Origin of the sequence: Rhodococcus sp. C-2 (assembly GCF_027854095.1) — a bacterium.
In the GTDB taxonomy this organism is placed as follows: domain Bacteria; phylum Actinomycetota; class Actinomycetes; order Mycobacteriales; family Mycobacteriaceae; genus Rhodococcus_F; species Rhodococcus_F qingshengii.
Window position 1 is genome coordinate 1 of the sequence record NZ_JAQGFI010000014.1, and the last position, 15,091, is coordinate 15,091.

Annotated in this window: 18 protein-coding genes and 1 pseudogene; 4 read left to right on the forward strand and 15 right to left on the reverse strand. The window is 61.7% G+C overall.

The window, feature by feature from the left end:
• Together PCS43_RS26390 and PCS43_RS26395 are read right to left on the reverse strand one after the other, a co-directional pair.
• Window positions 1–180, reverse strand: a pseudogene (locus PCS43_RS26390) (HNH endonuclease signature motif containing protein); the annotation flags it as partial.
• 117 nt (window positions 181–297) lie between these two features.
• Entirely contained in the window at window positions 298–3,450 is a 3,153-nt protein-coding gene (locus tag PCS43_RS26395) for a multicopper oxidase family protein (protein ID WP_209908843.1), read from the reverse strand.
• Between the two features lie 269 nt (window positions 3,451–3,719).
• On the opposite strand from PCS43_RS26395, the gene PCS43_RS26400 reads away from it, so the two are divergent.
• Entirely contained in the window at window positions 3,720–4,331 is a 612-nt protein-coding gene (locus PCS43_RS26400; RefSeq protein WP_007732226.1) for a hypothetical protein, read from the forward strand.
• Between the two features lie 34 nt (window positions 4,332–4,365).
• Here PCS43_RS26400 and PCS43_RS26405 read toward each other — a convergent pair whose 3' ends face one another.
• Together PCS43_RS26405 and PCS43_RS26410 are read right to left on the reverse strand one after the other, a co-directional pair.
• Complete coding sequence (locus PCS43_RS26405; RefSeq protein ID WP_204856041.1) at window positions 4,366–5,379, reverse strand: cation diffusion facilitator family transporter; 1,014 nt, start codon at window positions 5,377–5,379, stop codon at window positions 4,366–4,368.
• Window positions 5,376–5,798 carry an ArsR/SmtB family transcription factor gene (locus tag PCS43_RS26410; RefSeq protein WP_003942406.1) on the reverse strand — a complete coding sequence of 141 codons (423 nt, stop codon included), beginning with the start codon at window positions 5,796–5,798 and terminating at the stop codon, window positions 5,376–5,378. Before PCS43_RS26410 ends, PCS43_RS26405 begins: the two co-directional genes overlap by 4 nt.
• A gap of 109 nt (window positions 5,799–5,907) precedes the next feature.
• On the opposite strand from PCS43_RS26410, the gene PCS43_RS26415 reads away from it, so the two are divergent.
• Entirely contained in the window at window positions 5,908–6,333 is a 426-nt protein-coding gene (locus PCS43_RS26415) for a nitroreductase/quinone reductase family protein (RefSeq protein WP_029255500.1), read from the forward strand.
• A gap of 60 nt (window positions 6,334–6,393) precedes the next feature.
• On the opposite strand, the gene PCS43_RS26420 is transcribed toward PCS43_RS26415, so the two are convergent.
• From PCS43_RS26420 to hisI, 4 genes are all read right to left on the reverse strand, one after another.
• A complete protein-coding gene (locus PCS43_RS26420) occupies window positions 6,394–6,780 on the reverse strand; it encodes a DUF2784 domain-containing protein (RefSeq protein WP_042449546.1) in 387 nt (128 codons plus the stop codon).
• Window positions 6,781–6,853: 73 nt separating this feature from the next.
• A complete protein-coding gene (locus PCS43_RS26425) occupies window positions 6,854–7,114 on the reverse strand; it encodes a hypothetical protein (protein ID WP_223304508.1) in 261 nt (86 codons plus the stop codon).
• A 62-nt stretch (window positions 7,115–7,176) separates the two neighbouring features.
• Window positions 7,177–7,470: a DUF1905 domain-containing protein gene (locus tag PCS43_RS26430; protein ID WP_054828037.1), complete on the reverse strand. Its 294-nt coding sequence runs from the start codon at window positions 7,468–7,470 to the stop codon at window positions 7,177–7,179.
• Between the two features lie 6 nt (window positions 7,471–7,476).
• A complete protein-coding gene (hisI, locus tag PCS43_RS26435; RefSeq protein ID WP_003942390.1) occupies window positions 7,477–7,824 on the reverse strand; it encodes a phosphoribosyl-AMP cyclohydrolase in 348 nt (115 codons plus the stop codon).
• A gap of 101 nt (window positions 7,825–7,925) precedes the next feature.
• Here hisI and PCS43_RS26440 point away from each other — a divergent pair, with 101 nt between their 5' ends.
• Window positions 7,926–8,447, forward strand: a complete 522-nt coding sequence (locus PCS43_RS26440) for a universal stress protein (protein ID WP_054187191.1) — start codon at window positions 7,926–7,928, stop codon at window positions 8,445–8,447.
• 21 nt (window positions 8,448–8,468) lie between these two features.
• Here the strand turns inward: PCS43_RS26440 and PCS43_RS26445 are convergent, their stop codons facing one another.
• Window positions 8,469–9,950, reverse strand: coding sequence for a flavin-containing monooxygenase (locus PCS43_RS26445; protein WP_058226986.1), 1,482 nt, complete (start codon window positions 9,948–9,950; stop codon window positions 8,469–8,471).
• A gap of 104 nt (window positions 9,951–10,054) precedes the next feature.
• Here PCS43_RS26445 and PCS43_RS26450 point away from each other — a divergent pair, with 104 nt between their 5' ends.
• Window positions 10,055–10,672 carry a TetR/AcrR family transcriptional regulator gene (locus tag PCS43_RS26450; protein ID WP_174519500.1) on the forward strand — a complete coding sequence of 206 codons (618 nt, stop codon included), beginning with the start codon at window positions 10,055–10,057 and terminating at the stop codon, window positions 10,670–10,672.
• Here PCS43_RS26450 and hisF read toward each other — a convergent pair.
• Genes hisF through PCS43_RS26480 form a run of 6 tightly spaced genes read right to left on the reverse strand, consistent with a single transcriptional unit; the run spans window position 10,669 to window position 15,050 of the window.
• A complete protein-coding gene (gene hisF, locus PCS43_RS26455) occupies window positions 10,669–11,442 on the reverse strand; it encodes an imidazole glycerol phosphate synthase subunit HisF (RefSeq protein ID WP_003942380.1) in 774 nt (257 codons plus the stop codon). The two genes, PCS43_RS26450 and hisF, sit on opposite strands and share 4 nt — an antisense overlap.
• Entirely contained in the window at window positions 11,439–12,272 is an 834-nt protein-coding gene (locus PCS43_RS26460) for an inositol monophosphatase family protein (protein WP_003942414.1), read from the reverse strand. The genes hisF and PCS43_RS26460 overlap by 4 nt, the downstream gene beginning before the upstream one ends.
• A 9-nt stretch (window positions 12,273–12,281) precedes the next feature.
• Window positions 12,282–13,016 carry a bifunctional 1-(5-phosphoribosyl)-5-((5-phosphoribosylamino)methylideneamino)imidazole-4-carboxamide isomerase/phosphoribosylanthranilate isomerase PriA gene (gene priA / locus PCS43_RS26465; protein WP_003942371.1) on the reverse strand — a complete coding sequence of 245 codons (735 nt, stop codon included), beginning with the start codon at window positions 13,014–13,016 and terminating at the stop codon, window positions 12,282–12,284.
• Window positions 13,017–13,035: 19 nt separating this feature from the next.
• Window positions 13,036–13,287, reverse strand: a complete 252-nt coding sequence (locus tag PCS43_RS26470) for a hypothetical protein (protein WP_050655347.1) — start codon at window positions 13,285–13,287, stop codon at window positions 13,036–13,038.
• Entirely contained in the window at window positions 13,284–13,919 is a 636-nt protein-coding gene (gene hisH / locus PCS43_RS26475) for an imidazole glycerol phosphate synthase subunit HisH (RefSeq protein ID WP_003942389.1), read from the reverse strand. Before hisH ends, PCS43_RS26470 begins: the two co-directional genes overlap by 4 nt.
• A 9-nt stretch (window positions 13,920–13,928) precedes the next feature.
• Window positions 13,929–15,050 (reverse strand): MFS transporter, encoded by a 1,122-nt coding sequence (locus PCS43_RS26480; protein ID WP_073513061.1) that lies wholly within the window; start codon window positions 15,048–15,050, stop codon window positions 13,929–13,931.
• Window positions 15,051–15,091 lie beyond the last annotated feature (41 nt).

The window sequence follows — 15,091 nt, forward strand, 5'->3', positions numbered from 1 at the left end:
CGAACCATGCAACCACTGCGCGATCGCCCGAAAACCTCTCCCGCCGAGAACCTCCCGGGAAAACATCTCCACGATCAACAACACCATCCGCGACTGCAACTCGTGCCGGACACGCACCAGATCCAGAACCTCACCCTTGAGGCCCTCACCATCCAGCTGCCACGCTCCCCGACTGTCCATACCGAAAGTTTAATCGAACACACTTTCGATAACCAGAGACAAACCGGACAACTTCGAGAACAGGAAGGCTCGAGACACGTTGATATGAAACTACTTTCAGCAACTCTCAAAACCGGATCATCGGCCGCCGAGCGGCAGAACTCCCCCGCCGACGGGATAGGGCGGCAGCGTTCCCACAAGCGTCGGTGTCAATGTGGTCGCAGACGGATCGGCACGACCGAGAGTGAATTTCCGAACTTCGGCACCCGTTCCGTCGCTGCCGCTGACGAGGAGATCCGCGCCGGTGGTCGTGCTCGTCGTGGCTACTCCGACACCCGTCCCTGGACCGGCGAACGGATCGAAGGATGCAACTTCCCGAAACACCACGTCCGTCGAATGATGATCTGGGCTCTCCAGGTACATCTCGGGCGCACCGTCGAGCCTCGATCCACTCGAGAAGACGCGGACGGATCCTTCGCCTCCGAGCATGCCTGCCACTATCGACTTTGCTCCGCCCTCGGCGCCGGCCACCCAACCCGTCGACAGAGACACCCCGTCGCGGTAGTCCTGATCGAATGCAAAGAACTGTGATGTCGTTGCCGGACCAGCCGTATGACCTGCGTGTTCATCGGAGCCGCCCTGCGCAGCCGCCGTCGGTTCGTACAGGTCGTAGCGGAACGTCTTGATCAACGGCTCCTCGCCCGCACCGGGTGCGGTCACGATGCTCGCTCGACCGGAGTGGCTGTCAACCATTCCGGTTGCGAACGTGACTCCGCTACTCGATCCCGGGTACGGCGAGAACGAACCGAATTCTGTGGGTGCGGACCTCTTGTCCGCCGGAAGGTCGGTGGAGTAGATCTTGACCTGCGACTCCATCCCTGGGCCTGATGCAACGATGATGTTGTCTGCCAGTGCATTTCCGTCGATGTCGACACCGCCGACGTTCACTCCACCGCGGAAACCCACATCGAAGGGGGCGAATCTTGCCAACTCGTCGGTGAACGGCACGCCGCCGACTGCGTTGTACGCCACCACTTCCGGAGCCGAGCCTGCACCTGTTCCAGCGACCAGATCAAGCACCATGTCTCCGTTCACGTCCGCCATCGCAACACTCGGGGTGCCTTCGAACGACGGGAAGGGCGTCACAGCAGTGATCAGTTTGTCGCCGTTGGCATCGAATATCTGCACCTTGGCGGGCACGCCGGCCGAACCAGGTATCGCGACGGCATATGTCGATACCTCGGGAATCACGTTGACAGTCGCCATCAAACCGTTGTCCTCGTGATTGAGTCGGTGGCAGTGAATCACAAAGGTTCCGGCGTACTCGGTGAACTTCGTTCGCAACGTCACTGACGCAGGCTCGAGAGCATTCTCATTCTCGTCAGTCACCGGAGCGGGCACGTTCACGTTGTCGATTCCCCAGGGCTGAACGCCCGTCGTGGTACCTGCGACGGGATCCACAACTTCCGTTACCTGGAAGTCGTTGACGTGAATATGCATCGGGTGTTCGTCGTTGTTGAGGTTCGTGATCTTCCATTCCTCAACGGAATTCAGTCGCGGTTGAATCAGCGGAATGTTGGGGAACGTGTTGTCGGCGAATTCGTAGGTGAAGGCCTTCGGATCGCTGTTGCTGGCCTTCTCGTTTCCGAACCCACCGGACACTGTGAGATTGCGGGTCACGTCGGGCGTCATCGCTGCGGTATCCACGAACGAGGTGTAGGTATCGAGCTTCTGTCCGAACTCGAAGGGAGTCGTCTTTCCTTCACCCTCGTCTGGCGTCGCACGGATCAACTGCTGAGTCGGGAACGTGAAGAATCCGTCCGCGTAACTGATCACCGACGGGTCGACGGTGACGGTTCCGAGTTCGGCGGGCGGATTGTCGGTACCGTTGTTGGTGTAGAGAATGCCTGGATTGCTCACCGGCTTCGCACCTTCGAGCGGTGGCATCTCCAGCACCAGATCGCCGGACTCCGGCATCGTCACTGCGATTGCGTATCGCGAGGCCGGCGGAATCACCAGCCTGGTTCCGTCCCCGTCCACGGATGGCCTGACCTCGTCGAACGGGTTTCCGTCCTGCCCTACGATGGCGAACTTCGGATGGGCGCCGGTTGCGGTTTCCGTCAACGTGACCGGCATGTAGGCAAAGTCGCTGATGTTGGCAAGCACCCAGATCTCGGTCTGCCCCGGCTTCAGTTTCAGCGACGGCTGGAACTGACCGTTCACGGTGTACTGCACATCGCGTTGGTTGTCCGGCAGTGAAGGATCGGCCGGTACAGTCGTCGATTCACCCGCGAAGCTCTGCAGATTGCCTGGAACGAATTGATTCTGTCCACGATGATTGGCCGGGGACAACGGTCCGGTGTACCAGTTGGTGAAATACTGCGCGCCCTCGGTGGTGTCCGAGAAATTCACCGGAGCAAGGCTCGGACGGTACGTCCCGTCGGCTAGTTCCGTACCGGCGGGTGGCGTCAACGTACTGACGAATTGGGGCCAGTTCGCGTCGTTGAGCTGTCGGCCCTTTCCTTTGCGGTCGAATACGAAGTTGTACTGCAGTGCCATATCGCGAATCGGAACGTCGTTTGCCGTCACGACAGGCAGATTGCCGTCCGGCCGGCCGATTTCCAGTAGCCCGGCCAGGCCCATGTACGTCTGCTGCGCAGTGAGGGTGTGCCGGTGACTGTGATACCAGTACAGACCGTTCGGCATCGTCGCCGGAATCGCGTAGTCGTACACGTTTCCCTGGCCGGCTGGAATGTTGAGCAACACGTTGTCCGCATTGCCGTCCGGACTCACGTGCACTCCGTGCGTGTGCAGATTCAGCGGAGCCGACGTCAGCGCCGGCGGATAGATCGGCACGCCCCCGCCCGCCGGTGTGAATGCCGGATCGTAGAAGTCCTGGATCGTGAGATCCTGCAAATCGTTGTCGTAATGAATGATCAATCGCTCTCCGGGATTGACGCGGAGAGTCGGCGCCGGATAGACGTCACTCGCCGAGGTCGATCCGTCCGACGCCGTACCGCGGATGACCTCGTACCCGAAGAGCAGAAAATTCGACACGGGCGCCGAAGCGGTATCGAGCGGAATCACTCCCTGATGAGCGGACAAGCGCACCTCGAGAACACCATCTCGGCTACTCAGTTTCACCGGCTCCCGATAGTCGACGGCGGTTCCGCCAGAGCCGTAATTGCCGCCCACCTCGGGCGCCGATTCACCGGAGGTACACGCGGCCAACGCCATCGTCATGGACACCACAACTGCTGCGGCTAACGACTTTCGTCGCAGTGCGATCACTGGTTTCCCCGTTCCATGGTGGCGTGAGGTACGTCCGATCAGCGCTCACCAGCCTATCGAGAAAACATCGGCTGAACAGGATATTCACGACAAATCGCCCACCTAAGGCCTGCGTGAGTGCTGCACCTTGCAAGCAGTCTCAGCAAACCGATCAGAAATCGAGAAGCACAGCCACGGGACCCGCAATTACGTTGAAACACATGAACACACCACAGAAGTCCACTTCCGACCACACGTCGCCAATCCACACATCAGCAGGGAGCGCCCAGATGACCACCGCGAAATCCGTGATACTCGACGTTCCCGACCTCGCGGCAGCCGAAGCCTTCTACAACGCTCTCGGCGTCGGAGATCGAATCCAGCTACGCGAATCGAACGAACCGACAACAGGGTTTCGTGGGTACACCCTTTCGCTCGTCGTCTCCCAACCGAACATCGTCGACGCCTTCGTCGGCGCAGCACTCGCAGCCGGTGCCACCGCCTTGAAGCCTGTGAAGAAATCCCTCTGGGGATACGGCGGAGTCGTCCAGGCTCCAGACGGTTCGATCTGGAAGATCGCCACGTCGTCGAAGAAGAACGACGGGCCGGCCACCCGCACGATCGACAGCCTCGTGCTGCTGCTCGGCGCCGAAGACGTCAAGGCCAGCAAGCAGTTCTACCTCGACCGCGGACTCGAGGTGTCCAAGAGCTTCGGTCGCAAGTACGTCGAATTCACCAGTGCAGCAAACAATGTGACACTCGCACTGTATGGTCGCCGCGCTTTGGCAAAGGATGCCGGGGTTGCTCCGGAAGGCACCGGATCACACCGTCTGACCGTTGCCGGCACGTCTGAAACCTTCACAGACCCAGACGGTTTCGCCTGGGAAGCCGCCTGCGCTTGACATCAAGCACAGATCACCGGGAAGGCGGCCGGTATCAGACTTCGGAGTTGGCCGCGTCATGCGCCGGGTACGCATGCACCAAGGCAGTAGCGAGTTTGGGCACCGCGTGAGTGAGCGAATGCTCGGCGCTGTGTGCAATCGCATGAGCTTCGGCAAGTGTTGCCCGGGGATCGATGTCGAGTTCTGCATCGGCATGCAGTCGGTGTCCGATCCACCGCATCTTCAGATCACGAACACCGAGGACTCCAGGTTCGTGCATCAATGCATGCTCTGCGTCGTCCACCAACTCAGGTTCGACGCCGTCCATCAACCTCCGGAAGACGTCTCGCGCTGCAGTCCTGAGCACCGCCACGATGGCAACGGTGATGACAAGGCCGATGATCGGATCTGCCAACGGGAAACCCAGCGCAACTCCCCCCGCCCCCAGAAGGACTGCGAGCGAAGTGAATCCGTCGGTCCGAGCATGCAATCCATCGGCCACCAGGGCCGCTGAACCGATTTGCCTGCCGACCCTGATCCGATACAACGCCACCAATTCGTTTCCGATGAAACCGATCAAACCTGCCGCCGCTACCCAACCGAGGTGCTCGATCTCGACCGGGTTGATCAATCGCCTCACCGCCTCGACACCGGCGATCACTGCCGACAGTGCGATCATGGCGAGCACGAACAGTCCGGCCAAATCCTCCGCACGCCCGAAACCATAGGTATAGCGCCTGGTCGCAGCGCGCCGACCGAGCGCGAAGGCAATCCAGAGTGGGACTGCCGTGAGCGCGTCGGAGAAGTTGTGAATGGTGTCCGCCAGCAGCGCCACCGAACCCGAGATCGCCACGATCGCAACCTGAGCAACTGCGGTGACTCCGAGCGCGACAAGACTGATCTTGACCGCCCGGATGCCGATTGCGCTCGATTCCAATGCGTCGTCGACACTGTCGGCAGCGTCGTGACTGTGCGGCGAGAACACTTCGCGGACTGCCGATCGAAATCCCTTCGGCCCGTGGCCATGGCGGTGGCCGTGGCCGTGGGACGTCTTGGGTTCGTGCGTCATGACGCACCTTCTTCTTGATCGGTCCGATCGACGTTCGCCGAGCGCTCCGGGTGTATCTCCCGAAGCTCACCTTCACTACGGTGATGCCCCGGCAATCCGGGTCCGGCATGCTCCGCATTGAAGACCGCGTCCGTAACCAGTTGGCGCACATGGTCGTTCTCCAGGCGATAGAACACCGTCGTACCATCGCGGCGGGTTCGTACCAACCTTGCCATGCGCAATTTCGCCAGGTGCTGCGACACCGAGGGCGCCGGCTTGCCGACGCGTTCCGCCAGTTCGTTCACCGAGCACTCGCGGTCTACCAATGCCCACAAAACCTGCACACGGGTTGCGTCGGCCAGCATGCGGAACACCTCGACGACGAGGTCGACTTGATCATCGGGAAGCTTACGGCGACAAACACCACTATCTGCGTTCATACGTAGATAGTAGATCATGCTGGACGCCGAAGATGACCTCTCGTCGATTCACCAGTTGTGCAAAGCTTGGCGGCAGAGCCCTTCGCCACTCGCAGACCGGGAGACAACGATGAGTACCGACGATTGGAACGCAGGAATCATTGCGGAATTTCGGGAGAACGAGGGCAAGGTAGGTGGCCCCTTCGAAGGTGCGCCCATGGTGTTGGTCCACCACACAGGACGCAAATCCGGACGCGATTTCGTGAGTCCCATGATGTATCTGGCAGACGAGCAGGATCCGAAGACCATCTACGTTTTTGCATCCAAGGCCGGTGCCCCGACCAATCCCGACTGGTACTACAACCTCGTTGCCACCGACCAGGCAGAGGTCGAGATCGGCACCGAAACATACCCGGTCTCCGTCAGCGAAGTAACCGGCGAGAAGCGTGACCGCATCTACGACGAGCAGGCCAGTCGATACCCGGGATTTGCCGAATACGCGGAGAAGACCGCTGGGATCCGCACAATCCCGGTGGTAGCCCTGACTCGCGCGTAAATCCTGGTAGCACCTCCCAGTCGTTTCCATTCGGAAACGGCTGGGATCGTTTGTACGGAATCAGGTCGCTGAAGGGGCTTTGACCTCACCCTTCGCATGCCGTCCGAGCAGCACGTATCCTACCCAGGATCCGACAACCACTGTCGCCGCGAGCGCCTGTACAAGGCCTTCGATACTCGCCGGATAGAACACGCCGGTGATGTAGTGCGAGATAAATCCGGTGGACGGCAACTCCGCGATCCCGGCCATCCGGCGGGCCCAGTTCTCGAGATTGGTCAGCGGGCAGTCATATCCGACCGCTATCGAACCGGCTCCCCAGACGACTGCAAGTAGGTGGAAACCGATGGTACGACGCCACTTCCACGCCACGAACCCACCCAGCACCACATAGAGGACAAACCCGAAGTGAACGAACACCGTTACTACTTCGATGAGCCGATACACCATCGTCGTCTCCGCTCGTGGCGCGGAAGTCCCGCAACAACCAGACTAATCCGATGTTAGTCCTCGTAGAGGTGATCTACCCGGTGTATGCAGCGGTCGTGCGAGCAGCGGCGGCTGCAGCCGCATCCGGGTCGTCGCCCGATGCGATCGCAGCTTCGGCCCACAGTTCACTGCTTCCCGCGATGAATGCCTTGGCCTCGTCGCTCGCCGACCACTCGGGTGTCTCGAGTGGCGTCGCAATCCCCAGTTCCACGTGTCGAGCCAGCCCGAGCAGTCCCATGTCCCACCCGACGCCGACGGCACCTGGACCGTACTCGGCCCACCGATCCGGCTCCACGTCCGCGGCATGTTCGAAATCGAACAGAATTGCACGACGGCGCTCCTTGGTTCGGGAAAACTTCAGCTCAGTCGCTGCTGTAGATGTACCGCTACCTCTTCTCCAGCGGCGCTCTTGCCGATCGCCTTGCACAGCGCCACGCGCAGCGGAAGCCAGTGCGGTCCGTCGCCGGAGGGCATCAGCGTCGCCTCGAAGGGATGCTCACCATCGAGGGTCCCGACCACCTTCACAGCGCGTCTGGTTCCCAGAATTTCCGCCGAGCCGGGCACGGTCAAGAACGTTGCGAACGCACCGTCTTTCTCGATGGGAGCGGTGAACGAGTAATCGAGCGGTTGTGGAGTCTTGTCAGTGGCCATCTCGCGTCACTGCTCAGCAGCGAGCAGGACGTCGGTGTCGAAACACGTGTGAGTGCCGGTGTGGCACGCGGCGCCCTCCTGATCGACGATCAGCAAGACGGAATCGCCGTCACAGTCGAGTCGCACCTCGTGGACGTACTGGGTGTGCCCCGACGTCTCACCCTTGACCCAGTACTGCTGCCGCGAGCGCGAATAGTACGTCCCCTTACGGGTTTCCAGTGTTCGCGCGAGCGCTTCGTCGTCCATCCACGCGACCATCAGCACATCACCGGTCGACTTCTCCTGCGCAACCGCGCTGAACAGTCCGGCGTCGTTTCGCTTCAGCTTCGCCGCGATTGCGGGATCAAGACTCATATGACGTTTATACCTTCCACCTGTGACTTCCGTGGAATTCCCCTGCACGGCCGCCCTAGAATGGAAGTTCCTTCGCTTCTCGCTCTGGAAGAAGATCCGACATGAACCATCAGCATCATGACGGTCCGCACCCGGAGTACATCTGCCATCTCGCGAACCCGAGTACCGATCGCGTCCGAACCCGCCACGTCGTTCTCGGCATCGGCCCAGGTGCTACCAGCAAGAATGTACTCAGCTACGCACTGACGCTTGCCGCCAAGGAGGATTCAGCCCTCCACGTCGTTCACTGCATCACGTCAGAGGACCTACCTGTCGAAACCGACTCACCAGAATTCGAAACGCGTCTGCACGACGAGATGGTGTCGCAACGCGAGCAGACAACCTCGGCACTTGCCTCGCACGCCGACACCTGGACGTACGACTGCACCTATGGAGACCCGGCCGGTGTCATTCTCGCAACCGCGGACAAATACGACGCATTTACCATCGTGATCGGATCTCCGCGAAAAGGCGCTGCCTCCGCGGTGAGCCGACTGATGCACATCTCGGTCACTTCCCGACTGAACCGGCAGAACCGTTATCCCGTGATATCGGTTCCGACCGGAGTCAGCTCGGCAAGATAGCCGAACGCGGGACAAGCCCGCCTAGATGATCGAATAGTCCTCGAGCGGAAAGCGTTTCGCTTCGACGAACGCATTCCGTGTAGACGTGGGCCGCAGAATCGCAGCCTCGCCGTGCTGATTGAAGTAATAGCTTCGTGCAGTCTGGCAACTACCGCCGTAGAAGACGGAGTCCGCCAGGTTCTCGGTCATCCGGTCGAGGAACTCGGCGTTGGCAGTTTCGGTGACCTCGAATGTTTCCGCGCCGCGCCGTTTCACCTCGCCGAACAGTCGATCCATGTGCTGCATCTGGGATTCGATCGTCGTGAAGTAGGACAACCCGCTGTACGAGTACGGACTGGCGAGCGTGAGGAAGTTGGGGAAATACGGAACCGCGACCCCTTCGTAGGCCTGGAAACGGTTGTCGCGCCACCACTTACCGAGGTTTCGTCCCTCGCGACCGATAACCTCGATGGCTGGAAAGTTCACATCCCAGAGGTTGAATCCCGTTGCCAGCACCAAGGTGTCGATCTCGGTCTTGCGACCGTCGGCGGTGACGATTCCGTCGGCAGCGATGTGGTCGATCGGCGTCGTTTCGAGATGCACGTTGTCCTTGGTGAACGTACGGAAGTAGTTGTTGGAAAATGTGGGACGCTTGCACCCGAAGTCGTAGTCCGGTGTGAGTTGTTTGCGAAGGCTGGCGTCGCTGACCTGGGACCGCAGAAACGCACGTGATGCGGCCGCCGCACCCTTGTTCAACAGTTTGACCTGCTTGTAGTGAAGGACCGCGCTGACCATGATCATTTCTAGGATCGACGAACTGACAGCGCGGGCGATTCGCTGGGTGAGCGGAATACGCGAGAACAGCTTCTGCACTGCATTCGGAATGGAGACGTCGATCTTGGGAACCACCCAGATCGGGGTGCGTTGGTAGACGGTCAACTCTGCGGCCTGCCGCGCCACCTCGGGGATCAACTGCACAGCGGTGGCGCCGGTTCCGATGATTGCGGTCTTGGTGCCGGACAGATCGTAGGAATCGTCCCAGGCCGTGGTGTGGATGATCTTGCCGGCGAAGTCGTCGATACCGGAGATGTCGGGCCGATGCGGTTGCGAGAGGAAACCCGTCGCAGTCAGGAGGTACTTGGCAGTGATGTCCGGCGCGCCTTCGACGGATACGACCCAGTGCGAGGAATCCTCGTCCCAGCGGGCTCCGTTGACCACGGCACCGAACGTCATGTGCTTCCGCAGATCGTACTTGTCCGCGACGTGATCGGCGTACTTCTTCAGTTCCGCGCCCGGTGCGAAAAGCCTGGACCAGTTCGGATTGGGCTCGAACGAATACGAGTAGGTGACCGACGCGATGTCGACAGCCAGACCGGGATAGCGGTTGACGTGCCAGGTTCCACCCAGATCGTCCTCGCGCTCGAGGATCGCCAGGTTGTTCAGGCCCAGCCGCTTGAGTTGAATGGCCGCACCCATTCCGCCGAAGCCCGCCCCCACCACAACTGCGTCGTACTGCACTGCCATCGGAGAATCCCTCTCGTGAACTGCACATCAGAAAAACTGCACATCAGAAACTGACACGTCATTCCGTTATTGAGAACGGTATCATTCCTGATGTGACGAAGGCCATGACCAGAGCGGAACGAAAAAAGGCGGAATTGCGCCGCGAGATCATCGACGCATCATTCGAGTGCTTCGCGGAACGCGGCTACCACGCGACCGGAATTGCCGATATCGCAACAACTCTCGGAATCGGTCACGGGACCTTCTACCGGTACTTCGAGAACAAGCGCGACATCATCGACCACGTCATCGACGATCTGATCGCAAAGATCATCAGCGCACTCGCCGTCGAAAATGCCCCTGACGCAGCAAATACATTGGACGAGTACCGCGCCCAGGTCGGTCGCATCGCCGAAGCGCTCCCCCGCATCTTCTTCGACGACCCGCGCATTCCGCGGGTTCTGCTCTTCGAGACGACAGGCGTCGACGCCGATCTCACTGGCCGGATGCTCGATCTACTCGACCAGTCGGCATCGTTGACCGCGGCGTACCTGCACCACGGAGTCGAATGCGGCTATCTACGCGCCGACCTCGATGTCGACAACACTGCCCACGCCGTCAACGGCATGATGCTGGCAAGTGCGATTCAAGGATTGCGAGCCGGTTCGTCCGTCGACTGCACGGCGTTGAACCAAGCCATCAGCCGCCTCATGTTCGACGGAATCCGCGCCGAGAACGCCTAGCGAACGACGATTCCCTCGGCACGCATCGCATCCTTGACCTCCGGGATGCTCAGATCGCCGAAGTGGAAGACACTTGCTGCGAGAACTGCGTCTGCGCCCGCTTCGACTGCAGGGGCAAAGTGCTCGACCAGGCCGGCACCGCCACTGGCGATCACCGGTACGTGGACTGCCGCCCGGACAGCGCGGATCATCAGAAGGTCGAAGCCCGCTTTGGTGCCGTCGGCATCCATCGAGTTGAGCAGGATCTCCCCCACTCCCAACTCTGCACCACGCTCGGCCCACTCGACAGCGTCGATCCCGGTGCCGCGCTTGCCCCCGTGCGTCGTGACCTCCCACCCCGACGGTGTGTCCGGCTGCCCCTGGGGAACGGTGCGGGCATCGACCGAGAGGACGATGCACTGCGAGCCGAAACGCTCACTCAGTTCCTTCAGCAGTTCCGGGCGCGCAATCGCCGCGGTGTTGACGCTGACCTTGTCGGCACCGGCACGCAGCAGACGATCGACATCCGCGACCGTGCGCACTCCACCGCCGACGGTCAGAGGAATGAAAACCTGCTCGGCAGTGCGACTTACGACGTCGAGCATCGTGCCGCGATCCGACGTGGAGGCGGTCACGTCCAGGAAGGTCAGTTCGTCGGCGCCCTGAGCGTCGTACGCTGCCGCGAGTTCCACCGGATCTCCGGCGTCGCGAAGATTCTCGAAATTGACACCCTTGACCACTCGCCCGGCGTCGACGTCGAGGCACGGAATCACACGAACTGCGAGGGTCATGACTGTGGTCCTCCTGAGGACGAAGCGCGCGGATCACCGAGCGCGTTGAGGATATCGAGAATCTCACCGTGGATGCCCGGAGCGGCAGCGAGCACCGACTCCGATTCTACGGTCCACGGGCGGCCGGCCAGGTCGGTGACCACCCCGCCCGCACCGCGAACGAGCGCGACCCCGGCCGCGTTGTCCCACGCGTTGCGGCCGTAGACGATCGCACCGCCCAGGATGCCGGCCGCGGTGAAGGCCAGATCGACTCCGGTTGAACCGTGTATCCGGATCCGCGAGGACACCTTGCTGATCTCGGCGAGGAGGTCGAGACGGAAACTGCCGGGGATCCGCCCTCGACTGTTGACGTTGAGCGCACCCAAGCCGACGATCGACGACGCCAGATCGGTTGGCTCCAGCGGCGGTACGGCGATTCCATTGACCAACAACGGACCGCCGGCGCGAGTCGCGTACGTGTGACCGATCAATGGAAGCCAGGTCAATCCGAGCACCGGGACACCGTCGTCGAGAAGCGCCAACAACGTTCCGGCAGTGGGCAATCCGGCCGAGTAGTTGAAAGTACCGTCAACGGGGTCGAGAACCCAGACGAGCCCGGAACCGACGTCGGGACCGCCGAATTCCTCGCCGTGCACCTCGATGCCGGTCTGCTCGAACAACTCCGCGGTCAACCGCTTCTCGAGCGCAAGATCGACCTCGGTGGCAAAATCACCCCAGCCCTTGCGGACCGCACTCGGGGCGCCGACACCGGAGACGAACTGATCGTGGACGCCGTCGAGAAGCCGACCCGCAATCGCGAGAAGTTCGTCGAGGTCACGCGTCGGAGTCATCTGGAAAATCTATCCGGAAACTGCTGCCAGTGCTTCGGGGAGAGTGAAGCGACCGGCATACAATGCCTTGCCCACGATCGCGCCCTCGACACCCTGATCAACCAGGCTGGAAATGGCGAGTAGATCCTCGATGGTCGACACACCACCGGAGGCGACGACGTGCGCGTCGGTGACCGCGCAGACCTGGCTGAGAAGTTCGAGATTGGGACCGGTGAGTGTGCCGTCCTTGGAGACGTCGGTGACGACGTAACGAGTGCAGCCGTCACGGTCCAGACGCGCGAGGGTCTCCCACAGATCGCCGCCGTCGGTGACCCAGCCGCGACCACGTGTGCGGTACTGACCGTCGACGAGACGAACATCGAGGCCGACAGCGATCTTGTCGCCGTACTTGGCCAATGCACGCGCACACCACTCGGGATCTTCGATAGCGGCAGTACCGAGATTCACGCGAGCACAGCCGGTGGCCAGTGCGGCTTCCAGGGAAGCGTCGTCGCGGATTCCACCGGACAGTTCCACCTTGACCGTCAGGTCGCCGATGACGCCGGCCAACAGTTCACTGTTGGACCCACGCCCGAAAGCAGCGTCGAGGTCGACAAGATGCACCCATTCGGCACCGTCGTTCTGCCACGCAAGAGCAGCGTCGCGGGGCGACCCGTAACCGGTCTCACTTCCCGCCTCTCCTTGCACGAGGCGAACAGCTTCACCGTTGACGACATCTACAGCAGGCAAAAGGACCAGGCTCACGTGCGGTAACCCTAGTAGGTCAGGACCTCGAACCGTCTTCCGGGTCACCGAACGCTTTTCGGGTCATCCGCTTGGATACGACGCCCATTGCCGCAATCGCAGCGGCGACCCCCACGAGACCGATCACGAGGCCGACGCCCGGCGATGGTTTGAGAACAACGATGACGACGGTTGCGACCGCCAGCGCAGCCACAGCGGCGCCGAGCGAGAACAACGCCAGACGGGCGAGGGAGAAATCGTCACCGCGGTTCGGTCCGGATCCCCCGGTCACAAACTCTGCACCCAGTTGCTCAGCAACTCGGCGCCTGCGTCACCGGATTTCTCGGGGTGGAACTGCGTTGCCGACAACGCACCGTTCTCGACGGCAGCGAGAAACTTTCCGCCGTGATCGGCCCATGTCAGCTTCGGGGGTGCAATGTGCTCGGACGGCGCGAGCTCCCAACTCTGCACACCGTAGGAGTGGACGAAGTAGAAGCGGGTATCGGCGTCTATGCCCTTGAACAGGGTGCTGGACTCCGGCGCCTCCACGGTGTTCCAGCCCATGTGCGGCAAAACCTCTGCTTGCAGCCTCTCGACGGTGCCGGGCCATTCGCCACAGCCCTCCGCCTCGACACCGAATTCGACTCCCCGGTCGAACAGAATCTGCATGCCGACGCAGATGCCCAGCACCGGTCGGCCACCGGCCAGGCGTCTGCCGATGATTCGGTCACCCTGCACTGCACGCAGACCTTCCATGCAGGCCGCGAACGCGCCGACGCCGGGCACCACGAGACCGTCGGCCGCCAGTGCAACCTTCATGTCGTTGGTCACCTCCACCTGCGCCCCGGTGCGCGCCAGTGCGCGAGTAGCCGAATGCAGGTTGCCGGAGCCGTAATCGAGTACAGCAATCGTGGAAGCGCTCATGCCCCAACTCTATCGGGCAACCCTGCTGCCGATCACTTTGCCGCCTGCGGCCAGTGCCGGGAGCAGAGCGACAACGACCGCAGAGACCGCGAAGACCCACGCATAGCCGGCAGTCGTGGCCACGAATCCCAACGCCAGTGCACCGATTCCGGTGCCGGCGTCGTAGCCGATGTTCCAGATCGCGCTGGCGGATCCGAGTTGCCTCGGGCCGGCAGCCTGAAACGCCATGACCAAGGACTCGTTCTGCACCGCCCCGAACCCCAGCCCGAAAAGGACCGCCGCGCAGAACAAGACCGGCGTCGACCCGCCGTCGACGTTGATCGCGAACAGCACCAATCCGATGGTCGACGACGCCAATGCCGGCGCGAGTGTCCGACCACTGCCGAGACGATCGGCGATCAGTCCCGCCGAGTACCGGCCGACCAACATCGACCCACTGGCGGTCGCCAACACCACTCCAGCAACGGCCGCACGCTCCGAGATTGCGATCGGCAGTAGAGACGACAATCCGCCGAACGAGGCGGACACACACGCCAGAGCGAGCACCGGAACCAAGACGGCGAACACACTCAGTCGAACGGATTCCCCGGTCGGCTGGGCGAAGATCTTCGGCAACCCGGCAATGGCCACCAGCGCGAGCGCCGGGATCAGCGCACCGAGGACGAACACCGGTGTCGCCGACCACCGTTCCATGATCGCAAGCCCCAGCGGAAGCCCCGCCATTTGTGACGCTGCGATCGCGATTCCCTGAGCACCGGTGGCACGGCCCAGAATTCGTTTGGGCGCCAACTCCGCCACCAGTGCACTGCCGGCCACCGTCAGCATGCCGAAACCGATACCACGCACCGCGGAAACCGCCAGGACAGGGCCGGCGTCGGCCGAGATCAACAGCACCAACGACGGTGGACCGAGGAGCAGACACCCGACCGCCAGCACGCGCCGGTAGCCCTGCGCCCGCAACAACCGAGGCACGAGCAGTTGCGTCAAGACCGTGGCCGCCATGAAGACACCGGTCACCGATCCGGCAAGCGCATCCGATCCGCCGGACTGCGCAACCAGCAACGGCACCACCGGCAACAGCAACGACCAGCCACCGAAAGCTGCTGCCGCCATGATCAGGACACCGATCATGCCCGGAGTGCGAAGCAACCCCGGCGATGGAGCAGGATCTC

Coding starts and splice junctions, on each gene's coding strand:
- PCS43_RS26400 (WP_007732226.1), top strand. CDS start 3,720: ATGACCACCGCGAAATCCGTGATACTCGACGTTCCCGACCTCGCGGCA.
- PCS43_RS26405 (WP_204856041.1), bottom strand. CDS start 5,379: ATGACGCACGAACCCAAGACGTCCCACGGCCACGGCCACCGCCATGGC.
- PCS43_RS26410 (WP_003942406.1), bottom strand. CDS start 5,798: ATGAACGCAGATAGTGGTGTTTGTCGCCGTAAGCTTCCCGATGATCAA.
- PCS43_RS26415 (WP_029255500.1), top strand. CDS start 5,908: ATGAGTACCGACGATTGGAACGCAGGAATCATTGCGGAATTTCGGGAG.
- PCS43_RS26420 (WP_042449546.1), bottom strand. CDS start 6,780: ATGGTGTATCGGCTCATCGAAGTAGTAACGGTGTTCGTTCACTTCGGG.
- PCS43_RS26430 (WP_054828037.1), bottom strand. CDS start 7,470: ATGGCCACTGACAAGACTCCACAACCGCTCGATTACTCGTTCACCGCT.
- hisI (WP_003942390.1), bottom strand. CDS start 7,824: ATGAGTCTTGATCCCGCAATCGCGGCGAAGCTGAAGCGAAACGACGCC.
- PCS43_RS26440 (WP_054187191.1), top strand. CDS start 7,926: ATGAACCATCAGCATCATGACGGTCCGCACCCGGAGTACATCTGCCAT.
- PCS43_RS26445 (WP_058226986.1), bottom strand. CDS start 9,950: ATGGCAGTGCAGTACGACGCAGTTGTGGTGGGGGCGGGCTTCGGCGGA.
- PCS43_RS26450 (WP_174519500.1), top strand. CDS start 10,055: ATGACCAGAGCGGAACGAAAAAAGGCGGAATTGCGCCGCGAGATCATC.
- hisF (WP_003942380.1), bottom strand. CDS start 11,442: ATGACCCTCGCAGTTCGTGTGATTCCGTGCCTCGACGTCGACGCCGGG.
- PCS43_RS26460 (WP_003942414.1), bottom strand. CDS start 12,272: ATGACTCCGACGCGTGACCTCGACGAACTTCTCGCGATTGCGGGTCGG.
- hisH (WP_003942389.1), bottom strand. CDS start 13,919: ATGAGCGCTTCCACGATTGCTGTACTCGATTACGGCTCCGGCAACCTG.
- PCS43_RS26480 (WP_073513061.1), bottom strand. CDS start 15,050: ATGATCGGTGTCCTGATCATGGCGGCAGCAGCTTTCGGTGGCTGGTCG.